General features: G+C 68.5%; 9 protein-coding genes and 1 pseudogene. 8 read left to right on the top strand and 2 right to left on the bottom strand.

Annotated elements, in window-relative coordinates:
* Positions 1-117 (bottom strand): annotated as a pseudogene (locus tag Q7P21_RS02375) (pseudaminic acid synthase); the annotation flags it as partial.
* A 150-nt stretch (positions 118-267) separates the two neighbouring features.
* Between Q7P21_RS02375 and trxB the strand changes: the two are divergent.
* The 6 genes from trxB to Q7P21_RS02345 all read left to right on the top strand — a co-directional run bounded on the left by trxB (position 268) and on the right by Q7P21_RS02345 (position 5,659).
* Positions 268-1,275, top strand: coding sequence for a thioredoxin-disulfide reductase (trxB, locus tag Q7P21_RS02370; RefSeq protein WP_304167410.1), 1,008 nt, complete (start codon positions 268-270; stop codon positions 1,273-1,275).
* A gap of 88 nt (positions 1,276-1,363) precedes the next feature.
* A complete protein-coding gene (locus Q7P21_RS02365) occupies positions 1,364-2,662 on the top strand; it encodes a UDP-N-acetylglucosamine 1-carboxyvinyltransferase (RefSeq protein ID WP_304167412.1) in 1,299 nt (432 codons plus the stop codon).
* Between the two features lie 110 nt (positions 2,663-2,772).
* Entirely contained in the window at positions 2,773-3,045 is a 273-nt protein-coding gene (locus tag Q7P21_RS02360) for a BrnT family toxin (RefSeq protein ID WP_304167414.1), read from the top strand.
* Entirely contained in the window at positions 3,023-3,325 is a 303-nt protein-coding gene (locus Q7P21_RS02355; protein WP_304167416.1) for a BrnA antitoxin family protein, read from the top strand. Before Q7P21_RS02360 ends, Q7P21_RS02355 begins: the two co-directional genes overlap by 23 nt.
* Positions 3,326-3,407: 82 nt before the next feature.
* Positions 3,408-5,141, top strand: coding sequence for an amidohydrolase family protein (locus tag Q7P21_RS02350; protein ID WP_304175570.1), 1,734 nt, complete (start codon positions 3,408-3,410; stop codon positions 5,139-5,141).
* A 32-nt stretch (positions 5,142-5,173) separates the two neighbouring features.
* Positions 5,174-5,659 (top strand): GNAT family N-acetyltransferase, encoded by a 486-nt coding sequence (locus Q7P21_RS02345; protein ID WP_304175568.1) that lies wholly within the window; start codon positions 5,174-5,176, stop codon positions 5,657-5,659.
* Here the strand turns inward: Q7P21_RS02345 and Q7P21_RS02340 are convergent.
* Positions 5,649-6,806: a cell wall hydrolase gene (locus Q7P21_RS02340; RefSeq protein WP_304167424.1), complete on the bottom strand. Its 1,158-nt coding sequence runs from the start codon at positions 6,804-6,806 to the stop codon at positions 5,649-5,651. The genes Q7P21_RS02345 and Q7P21_RS02340 overlap by 11 nt on opposite strands.
* A gap of 185 nt (positions 6,807-6,991) precedes the next feature.
* Between Q7P21_RS02340 and Q7P21_RS02335 the strand changes: the two genes are divergently transcribed.
* Positions 6,992-9,355 carry a PAS domain-containing sensor histidine kinase gene (locus Q7P21_RS02335; protein ID WP_304175566.1) on the top strand — a complete coding sequence of 788 codons (2,364 nt, stop codon included), beginning with the start codon at positions 6,992-6,994 and terminating at the stop codon, positions 9,353-9,355.
* A gap of 165 nt (positions 9,356-9,520) precedes the next feature.
* Complete coding sequence (gene nadA, locus Q7P21_RS02330) at positions 9,521-10,603, top strand: quinolinate synthase NadA (RefSeq protein WP_304167430.1); 1,083 nt, start codon at positions 9,521-9,523, stop codon at positions 10,601-10,603.
* Positions 10,604-10,613 lie beyond the last annotated feature (10 nt).

The raw sequence follows: 10,613 nt of genomic DNA, 5'->3' as shown, positions 1-10,613 counted from the left end.
GGTCAGCGCCCGGTCCAGGCTGCCGTTATGGTTCCCCGACAGCTCACAGATCACATAGGGCTCATGCCCCGCCCCGATCCGGCGGCCGGCGATCTGGATTTCGGGAAGCCCGGTCATGGGCTGAATCTATCCAAAGGCGCTGAAGCGGTCGTTAACCAAGGCCCCGTCTTCCGCAGATGGGACGGCTGACGAAACCTCACAGCCTCCCCAGCCATTCTGACGTTCATGCCCGATGCGCTCGGGCGGAATCTCACCTAAATAGCGGACATGGCTCAAGAGACCCCCCGCACCACCCGCTGTCTGATCCTCGGCTCCGGCCCGGCCGGCTACACCGCCGCCGTCTATGCCGCGCGCGCCCTGCTCAACCCTGTGCTGATCGCCGGCATCCAGCCCGGCGGCCAGCTGACCATCACCACCGATGTCGAGAACTATCCGGGCTTCGCCGAGGTGATCCAGGGGCCGTGGCTGATGGACCAGATGCGCGCCCAGGCCGAGCATGTCGGCGCCGAGCTGATCAATGACATCGTGATCAAGGCCGACCTCAGCCAACGCCCCTTCCGCCTGGAATGCGATAGCGGCGCGGTCTGGTTGGCCGAGACCCTGATCATCGCCACCGGCGCCCAGGCCAAGTGGCTGGGCCTGCCCTCCGAGCAGAAGTTCCAGGGCTTCGGCGTCTCGGCTTGCGCCACCTGCGACGGCTTTTTCTATCGCGGCAAGGAGGTCGTGGTGGTCGGCGGCGGCAATACGGCGGTCGAAGAGGCCCTGTTCCTCACCAACTTCGCCTCCAAGGTCACCATCGTCCACCGCAAGGACGAGTTCCGCGCCGAGCGCATCCTGCAGGAACGCGCCTTCGCCCATCCCAAGATCGAGGTGATCTGGAACCATTCGGTCGACGAGGTGCTGGGCGCCTCCGACCCCATGGGCGTCACGGGCCTGAAGCTGAAGCACAGCCAGACCGGCGAGACCCTGGAGGTGTCCTGCGACGGCCTGTTCGTGGCCATCGGCCACGCCCCGTCGTCCGAGTTGTTCAAGGACCAATTGGCCATGGACGCGGCCGGCTATCTGGACGTGACCCCAGGCACGGCCTCGACCGCCATCCCCGGCGTGTTCGCGGCCGGCGACGTCACAGACGACGTCTATCGCCAGGCGGTCACCGCCGCCGGCATGGGCTGCATGGCCGCCCTGGAGGCCGTGCGCCTGCTGGCCGAGGAGGACCACGCCAAGGCCCATCACGCCATCAGCCACGCCGAGGCCCAGAAGATCGCGACCTGGTGATCCGCGCCCTGCGCGAAGCTGCTTCTGGATTCCCCTGCGCCTGGGCTATGACGCCTGCCGAACCCCCAAGACTGACGAGGCCCAGGCCATGACCAACCTGATCGTGCGCGGCGGCCGGCCGCTTCGGGGCTCCATCACCCCCAGCGCCAACAAGAACGCTGTGCTGCCCGTGCTTTGCGCGACTTTGCTCACGGATCAGCCCGTGACCCTGCATCGGGTTCCGGACATAACAGACGTCCGCAAGATCCTGGATTTCTTCGGCAATCTTGGGTCTGCCGTAGACATGGACTACGAGACCGGGACGCTGAACCTGCGCCACGGCGAGGGCCTGAACCCCAAGGCCGCGCACCTGCCGCTCGGCATGCGCTCCACCCTGATGCTGATTCCGCCGCTGTTGCACAGGTTCGGCGCCGCCTCGATCGAGGAGGACGCCACCGGCTGCACCCTGGGCGCCCGCGAGATCGACCCGCATATCGAGGTGTTCCAAACCTTTGGCGCCGAGGTCCTGCGCACCCCCGAAGCGCTCTATATCTCGACCCCCAGGGGCTTCGCGGCCTCCGACCATTGGCTGGACTACGCCTCGGTCACCACCACCGAGAACTTCGCCCTGTGCGCCGCCACGGCCAAGGGCCGCTCGCAGCTGACCAACGCGGCCTGCGAACCTCACGTCCAGGAGTTCTGCGCCTTCCTAGCCCGGATGGGCGCGGACGTGTCCGGGGTCGGCGGCTCGCGGCTCACGGTCGAGGGCGTCGACAAGCTGGGCGGCGCGGAATTCACCTTCGCCGACGACTTCCACGAGGTCGCCACCTTCCTGGCTATGGGCGCGATCACCGGCGGCGAGGTCTCGGTCAAGAACGGCGCCTCCGACCAGTTCCCCCTGCTCGACCGCACCTTCGCCAAGTTCGGCGTCGAGGTGACCCACAAGGACGGCTGGTCCTCGGCCCGCATCGACGGCAAGCTGGCTGTGCGCGCGCCCTTCACCTCCAACATCCTGACCAAGGTCGAGGCCGCCCCCTGGCCTTACGTCCCCGCCGACCTCCTGCCGATCTTCGTGGCCCTGGGCGTGCGCGCCGAGGGCTCGGTGATGTTCTGGAACAAGGTCTATGAGGGCGCGCTCGGCTGGACCCAGGAACTGGGCAAGTTCGGCGCCCACGCCGTGCTCTGCGACCCGCACCGCCTGATCACCTATGGCGGCAAGCCGCTGATGCCGGCCGAGGTCGAGAGCCCCTACATCATCCGCGTCGCCATCGCCCTGTTCATGCTGGCCGCCAGCATCGAGGGCCAGTCGACCATCCTCAACGCCGCCCCGATCAAGCGCGCCCACCCCAGGTTCGTCGAGAACCTCAACGCCTTGGGCGCCGACGTCGAGTGGGTGTACGGCGACTGAACCCTGCAGCCCAGACACCCCCGCCCTTGAAAGGCCGCGCCTTCACATAGAACAAATAGTGAACTAAATGCGTGCCGGATTGAAGATCGCAGTTTTTGGGGGTACAAGAATTGGAGATCGAATTCGATCCCGCCAAGGACGCCCTCAACATCGCCAAGCACGGCCTGTCCTTGGCCCGCGCTGTGGAGCTGCAGATGGCGGACTTCTTCGAGGATAGACGCATCGCCTATGGCGAGGTTCGTTACATCGGCTTCGGGCTGTTGGACGGCCTGCCTCATTCACTGGCCTTCACACGGCCGCGACCAGACACGATCCGCGCCATCAGTCTTCGGCGCGCCCATCTGAGGGAGTATCGCCGATATGTCGTCGACCAAGGAGATTGAAGACCGGCTGGCCGCCATGCCGGAGCCGGACCTGGACGATCCGGACAATCCGGAATGGACCGAGGAGATGTTCGCCAGGGCCTGGACGGTCGAGACCGCGCCGCCCGAGTTTCGCGAACTGTTCCGCAAGCCCCTGGGCCGACCCAAGGCCGAGCGACCCAAGGTCGCCGTCAAGCTGCGGTTGGACCAGGACGTGGTCGAGCACTTCAAGGCCGGGGGTCCCGGCTGGCAGACCCGCATCAACGCCGCCCTCGCCCTGCTGGTCGCGAAGCCCGGTTAAATCCGCGAAAGCTGACCTAAGGGCGCCGTTGCCGCCCTTGCTGTTCCCGGTATGGTCGTGAAAACAACCCTGGGAGGGAACCATGCACGACCTGGTCATTCGCGGCGGCCTGGTGGTCGACGGCACCGGCGCTGCGGCCCGCAAGGCCGACGTGGCCGTGGATAACGGCGTCATCAGCCAGGTCGGAACCATATTGGCGAAGGGTCGGCGCGAGATCGACGCCACGGGCCTGCTGGTCACCCCCGGCTGGGTGGATATCCATACCCACTATGACGGCCAGGTGACCTGGGACGCCTATCTCAGCCCCTCCTGCTGGCATGGCGTGACCACCGTGGTCATGGGCAATTGCGGCGTCGGCTTCGCTCCCGCCCGCCCCGACCGCCACGAGTGGCTGATCGGCATCATGGAAGCCGTCGAGGACATCCCCGGCTCGGCCCTGGCCGAAGGCATGAAGTGGGACTGGGAGACCTTCCCGGAATATCTCGACAGCCTCGACCGTAAGCCCCGGGTGCTCGACGTCGCCGCCCAGGCCCCGCACAGCGCCATCCGCGCCTATGTCATGGACGAGCGCGGCGCCAAGAACGAGGCCGCCACCCCGGACGACATCGCCGAGATGGCCCGCATCACCCGCGAGGCCGTCCAGGCCGGGGCGCTCGGCTTCTCCACCTCTCGCACCGCCCTGCACCGCACCAAGGATGGGGAAGTGATCCCCGGCACCTTCGCCGGCGCCGATGAGATGATCGGCATCGGCCGCGCGCTCGGCGAAGCCGGCCACGGGGTGTTCGAGCTGGCCTCGGACATGACCATTCCGGAGGACGAGTTCGCCTGGATGGCGGCCTTCGCCAAGGAGACCAAGCTGCCGGTCACCTTCAGCCTGCTGCAGTCGCCGTTCCAGCCCAACAAGTGGCGCGACATGCTGGCCCTGACCGCACAGGCACAGGCCAACGGCGCCAACATCACCGCCGGCATCGCCTGCCGCCCCACCGGCATGGTGCTGGGCTGGCAGTCGACCGTGCATCCCTTCATCCGCAAGACCGCCTATCGCGCCATCGCCGACCTGCCCTTCGCCCAGCGCCTTGAGCGGCTGAGGGATCCGGCCGTGCGCGCGGCCATGGTGTCGGAGGTCACACCCCAGGCGGCGGCCATGGGCGCCCTGTTGCAGGACTTCAACAACATGTTCCGCCTGGAGCGGGACGGTCAGCTGGAATATGAGCCCCGCGTCGAGGACTCCGTCGCCGCCGAGGCCACGCGCCGGGGTCTGACGCCGGAAGAGGTTGTCTATGACATGCTCATGGAGAACGGCGGGCTGGGCTACATCTACCTGCCGCTCTTGAACTACGCCGAGCACAACTTCGACCACATCGTCGAGATGATGAACGACCCCAACACGGTGCTGAGCCTGTCGGATGGCGGCGCCCACTGCGGGGTGATCTGCGACGCCAGCTTCCCGACCTACATGCTGACCTACTGGGTCCGCGACCGGTCGCGGGGCGAGCGCATGCCGCTGGAGAAGGTGGTTTCCATGCAGACCCGCGAGACCGCCCGGCTCTATGGCCTCAACGACCGGGGCGTCATCGCGCCGGGCATGAAGGCCGACCTCAACGTCATCGACTTCGACGCCCTGTCGATCCGGGCGCCGGAAATGGTCTTCGACCTGCCGGCCGACGGCCGCCGCCTGATCCAGAAGGCCGATGGCTATCGCGCCACGGTGGTCTCGGGCGTGGTGACCTTCGAGAATGGCGAGGCCACCGGCGACCTGCCCGGCAAGCTGATCCGCGGGCCCCAGGCCGCGCCGGTCCTGCTGGCCGCCGAATAGACCCCGGCCGAGCGCGAGCCTAAGCTGGGCGGATGATCCGCATCGTCCGCCCAGCCGACCATCCCGCCATCGCCACCATCACCGACGCCGCCTTCGGCGGCGAGGCCGAAAGCCTCATCCTGCGTCGGCTGCGGGAGGACGGCGACATGCTGTTCGAACTGGTGGAGCTGGACGCGGACGAGGTCACCGGCCATGTGGCTTTCAGCCGGCTGTGGGCCGACAGCGTCCAGCTGTTCGCCGCCCTGGGCCCGCTCGCCATCCGGCCCGACCGCCAGCGCGCGGGCGGCGGCGGCAGGCTGACCCGCGCGGGCCTCGACCTCGCTAAGGAGTTCGGGGCGCATGCGGTCATGGTCCTGGGCCACCCCACCTACTATCCCCGCTTCGGCTTCACCCGCGAGGCGGCCGCCAAGGTCGCATCCCCCTATTCCAAGAGCCCGGCCTTCATGGCCCTGGCGCTCGAGCCCGGCGCCCTCGACCAGCCCCTGACCGTCGCCTATCCGGACGCCTTCAGGGGTTAGGCTGCGGCGCGGCGGGCTGGGAAGCCGCCTCGGCCTGTTCCATGGCCGCCAGCTTGGCGTTGATCGCCTGGATCTCCTCACGGGTCGGCTTGCGGTGCGGGGCGTAGAGCGTGCCGAGCGCGTGGTCGCCGACGCCGGCCGGCGCGCCAGGGTCGGCCATCGTATAGGTGCGCGCCTCGCCAGCCACCGTCAGGGTCACGCTGTGGGTGGTCGGAACCGGCTGCAGGTCCGGCGGCAAGAGGCCCTGGGTGCGGGCGTCGAAACTGTCGAGAATCTCCGGCGAGAGATGGGCCTCGCCCCCCGCATAGCGCCCGGTGAAGGCGGCGGGCTCTCCCCAGGGGCCGGTCCAGCGATAGAAGATATGCGCCCCGATCTGCTTCAGCTTGACCAGGGTCGGGGCCCAGTAGGGCGCCACATAGACCGCGTGATAGTGGGTGGCCGACCCCACATCCTTGACCACGAAGCCGCCCAGGGCCTGACGCGCCACCGCCTGGGCGCGGGCCCAGAGCGAGGGTTCAGGTGGGCGGTCCAGCGAGCCGTCGCAGGTGAAGGTGAACTGGCAGCCCGTGTGGTTGGCCGCGCCCTGATAGACCACGCCGCAGACCGACTTCGGATAGGCCGGATGGCGCAGCCGGTTCAGCACCACCTGGGCCACCGCCTCCTGGCCCAGCTCCGGCTCCCGGGCGCTCTCATAATAGACGGCCTGGGCCAGGCAGGTGACGGCGCGGGCGCTGTCGTCGGCGTCGGACTTCAGCACGAAGGGGCCCATCGGCCGGATCGGCAGCCGCGAGAAGGGCCGCAGCGCATTGATCTCCAGCGCCGTGTCATTGAGCGCCGTGCCGAAGCCGAGGTCCGGCAACCGACGCAGGTCGAGCACCGCCCAGCCCCGGGGACGGCCCCAGAAGTCGGTGTGACGCGCGGGATCGTGCCGTCGCGCCACGGCGAGCATGGCGGGGTCCATATCGGCGGTCAGTCGATCCAGGCCCCGGTCCGAGAAGGTCTCTGCGACACTGGCCACCCCTGCCGCATGGCCCGACCCCACCGGCAGATAGACACTGGCGCAGGCGGCGAGGCCCCAGGCCGCCAAGGCCACGATGACCCAGCGGACAAGACCGAACCCGGGAAGTTGGGGGTTGAGCGCGCTCAAGTCTTCGGCCGGGTCCTTTGTCGCGTGGTCGCGGAGCCTTGGCGCCGGGATGCGACCGCAAGATGGCGCGCCCCGGAACACACCGCCCCCTGAACGCGTTGCGATATCCGCTGTTGCGCCAGACGGCCAGCGGTCTATTCCTTAATGAGACCCGGGGGCAGAGACCTGCGGACAGGCGGGAGCATATGACGGCGGTGGAGTGGCCCCTCAGGTTTATCTCCCGGCGGTCGCCGCCCCTGCTGCACGGCCTGGCCGTGACGGTCGCCGCCCTGGCCGGCGCCATCGCGACCCGGGGCCTGATCATCGGCTGGCCCAACGCCGCCGGCCTCTCGGCGACCTATTTCCCGGCCTATATACTGGCGACCCTCTATGGCGGTCAGCGCTGGGGCTGGGGCGCCTTGGCCACCTCAATGCTGCTGGGGGCTCTGTCCCAGAACACCTTCCCCAACGGGGTCTCGACCGGTGCGGTCATGGTGATGTTCGCCCTGTCCGGCGCCCTCACCGTCATGGTCGCCTCGGCCCTGCGCGAGACCCTTCTCCGCTACGAGGAAGCCCGCCGCGCCCAACAGATCACCCAGCAGGCCCTGAACGAGAGCGAAGCGCGGCTACGCCTGGCTCAGGAGATCGGTGGGGTCGGCCTGTGGGACTGGGACCTGGCCACCGACGAGGTCATCTGGTCGGCCGCCACCTATCGCAATCTCGGGCTCGAGATCGACCGCCCGGCCGGCGTGGCGGCGATCCTCGAGACCGCGCACCCGGATGACCGCGCCCGTGTCCTTGCGGCCCTGAAGTCGATCCGGGACGGGCGGATGGAGACGACCGAGTATCGGGTGGTGCGCGGGGATGGCTCGGTCCACTGGCTGATGTCACGCGGCGACTTCCTGCGGGCGCCCGATGGTCAGCCGCTGCGCGCCCTGGGCGTCAATATCGACGTCACCGAACGGCGCCAGGCCTTCGAACAGATTCAGGAAAGCGAGGCGCGCTTCAGGGCCCTGGCCGACAGCGCCCCGGTGCTGATGTGGGTGTCCAGGCCCGGCGGCCAGCGCGAGTTCGTCAACCAGGCCTATGTCGACTATCTGGGCGTGCCCTATGAGCAGGCTGTCGACTTCGATTGGCGCGAGCGCCTGGATCCCGAGGACCTGCCGCGCATCCTCAAGGAGCAGGTCGCCGGCGAGGCGGCCCGGCAGCTGTTCACCCTGGAGGCGCGCTACCAGCGGTTTGACGGCGCCTGGCGCTGGATCCGCTCCTTCTCCCAGCCGAGGCGTGGCCCGGACGGCGGCTTCGAAGGCTTCATCGGCATCGCCTTCGACGTCACGGACGCCAAGCGGGCCGAGACCGACCTCAAGCAGATCAACGAACTCCTGGCGACCCGGGTCCGTGAGGCCTTGGTCGAGCGCGATGAAGCCGAGACCGCCCTGCGCCACGCCCAGCGGATGGAGGCCGTGGGCCAGTTGACCGGCGGCGTCGCCCACGACTTCAACAATCTGCTCACCGTGATCATCGGCGCCCTGGATCTGATGCAACGCAGTCCGGGCGACGAGGTTCGCCGCGGCCGCATGGTGGAAGCCGCCCTGGGCGCGGCGCGGCGTGGTGAGCGCCTGACCCAGCAACTGCTGGCCTTCTCGCGCCGCCAGGCCCTGCGGCCCGAGCCTGTGGAGATCGACACCGCCCTGCGCGAGGCCGAGCCCCTGCTGCGCCGCGCGGTCGGCGAGGCGGTCAGCCTCAACTTCACCACCGCCGCCGGCCGGGCCGTGGCCATGATCGACGCCAGCCAGTTTCACGCCGCCCTGATGAACCTGGTGGTCAACGCCCGCGACGCCGTCACCCAGGGCGGGGCCATTCGGGTGGAGACCGCAGTCTGTGAGGTGGCTGAGGGCCAGGCCCTGGAAACCCCGCCTGGGACCTATGTGCGGGTCAGCGTCCACGACACCGGCGTCGGCATGGACGCTGACACCCTGTCGCGGGTCTTCGAACCGTTCTTCACCACCAAGGAGGTGGGCAAGGGCACCGGCCTCGGCCTGTCCCAGGTCTATGGCTTCGCCCGGCAAAGCGGCGGCGGGGTCGCGATCGAATCCGCGCCCGGCCAGGGCGCCTCGGTGCGGCTTTTCCTGCCCCTGTCGGCCGCCCGGGCCGCCGAGCCGCCGACGCCCTCCCCTGCCGCCGCCCAGGGCCGAGCGCTGGCGATCCTGCTGGTCGAAGACGATCTGGAGGTCGCCGAGATGGTCGCAGCCCTGCTCGCAGAGCAAGGCCATGCCGTCACCCACGCCCCCGGGACGGAGGCCGCCCTCGACCATCTCGGCGGCGACCGGCGCATCGACCTCATGCTGACAGACCTGATCATGCCCGGGCCCCTGACCGGGGTGGACCTCGCCCACCGCGCCGTCGGCCTGCGGCCCTCCCTGCCGGTGCTGCTGGCGTCCGGCTATACCGGCGACGCCCTGGCCGCCGCGGACGGCGCGCCGTGGCCGCTGCTGCGCAAACCCTTTTCGGGCGACGCCCTGGCCCGCGCCATCGCCGGGGTCCTGGAGCCGGCTCACAAGCCTGCGTAGAAAAACTGTCATCCATCGCTCTTGGCGCCGGGCCGCCAGGGGTCTATATGTGTCTCATCGGTTTTGCTCCGATTGAGCATATCCGACACGCCGACGGGATCGAAAAGCATCTCGCGGCGTTTTTGAGATCGGTGAAATGCTCATTGTGAGCATAAGGAGGCGCCGGTGGCAGACGGTAATCAGTTCGCGTTCACGCCCGAAGTGGAACGCAGCACCCGCCCCGCCTGGGACAAGGTGAAGCATCACGTCACCCCGATGGAGTGGCGGCTGCACGCCCCGGTGATCGCCGAGATCAACCGCCTGAAGCGTGAGAAGAACGCGGTCATCCTGGCCCACAACTACATGACGCCGGAGATTTTCCACGGGGTCGGCGACTATGTCGGCGACAGCCTGGGCCTGGCCAAGGAAGCCGCCCGCTCGGACGCCGCGGTGATCGTCCAGGCTGGCGTGCACTTCATGGCCGAGACCTCCAAGATCCTGTCCCCGGACAAGCGGGTGCTGATCCCCGATCTGCAGGCCGGCTGTTCCCTCGCCTCCTCGATCACCGGCGCCGACGTCCGGCTGATCAAGCAGCGCTATCCCGGCGTGCCGGTGGTCACCTATGTGAACACCACCGCCGAGGTGAAGGCCGAGACCGACATCTGCTGCACCTCCGCCAACGCCGTCCAGGTGGTCGAGCATGTGGCCCGTGAATGGGGCGTCGACCGGGTGATCCTGATCCCCGACGAGTTCCTGGCCCGCAATGTCGCCCGCCAGACCGACGTCAAGATCATCGCCTGGCAGGGCCGCTGCGAGGTGCATGAGCGCTTCACCGCCGCCGACATCCTGGAGATCCGCGCCGCCTATCCGGACGCCGAGGTCCTGGCCCACCCGGAATGCCCGGCCGAGGTGCTGGAGGTCTCCGACTTCGCCGGCTCCACCGCCGCCATGAACGACTATGTGATCCAGCGTCGGCCCAAGCAGGTGGTGCTGATCACCGAATGCTCCATGGCCGACAATGTCGCCGCCGACGCGCCGTTCACCGAGTTCGTGCGGCCCTGCAATCTCTGCCCGCACATGAAGCGGATCAGTCTCGAGAACATCTATGAAGCCCTGCTGCATGACCGCCACGAGGTGTTCGTGGACCCGGCCATCGCCGACCGCGCCCGCCTGGCCGTGCAGCGGATGATCGACCTGCCGCCGCCCGCCATCCCCGCCCGCTACGACCTCGTGAAGGCTCGCCATCACGTGGACGTGGAACTGATCTGAGCCCAGCCGC

Origin of the sequence: Phenylobacterium aquaticum, assembly GCF_947378715.1 — a bacterium.
In the GTDB taxonomy this organism is placed as follows: domain Bacteria; phylum Pseudomonadota; class Alphaproteobacteria; order Caulobacterales; family Caulobacteraceae; genus Phenylobacterium; species Phenylobacterium aquaticum_A.
This window is presented reverse-complemented; position numbering and strand designations above follow the sequence as displayed.

What these genes read in the sequence shown, in the direction of transcription:
- trxB (WP_304167410.1), top strand. Translation starts at nt 268, where the DNA reads ATGGCTCAAGAGACCCCCCGCACCACCCGCTGTCTGATCCTCGGCTCC.
- Q7P21_RS02365 (WP_304167412.1), top strand. Translation starts at nt 1,364, where the DNA reads ATGACCAACCTGATCGTGCGCGGCGGCCGGCCGCTTCGGGGCTCCATC.
- Q7P21_RS02355 (WP_304167416.1), top strand. Translation starts at nt 3,023, where the DNA reads ATGTCGTCGACCAAGGAGATTGAAGACCGGCTGGCCGCCATGCCGGAG.
- Q7P21_RS02350 (WP_304175570.1), top strand. Translation starts at nt 3,408, where the DNA reads ATGCACGACCTGGTCATTCGCGGCGGCCTGGTGGTCGACGGCACCGGC.
- Q7P21_RS02345 (WP_304175568.1), top strand. Translation starts at nt 5,174, where the DNA reads ATGATCCGCATCGTCCGCCCAGCCGACCATCCCGCCATCGCCACCATC.
- Q7P21_RS02335 (WP_304175566.1), top strand. Translation starts at nt 6,992, where the DNA reads ATGACGGCGGTGGAGTGGCCCCTCAGGTTTATCTCCCGGCGGTCGCCG.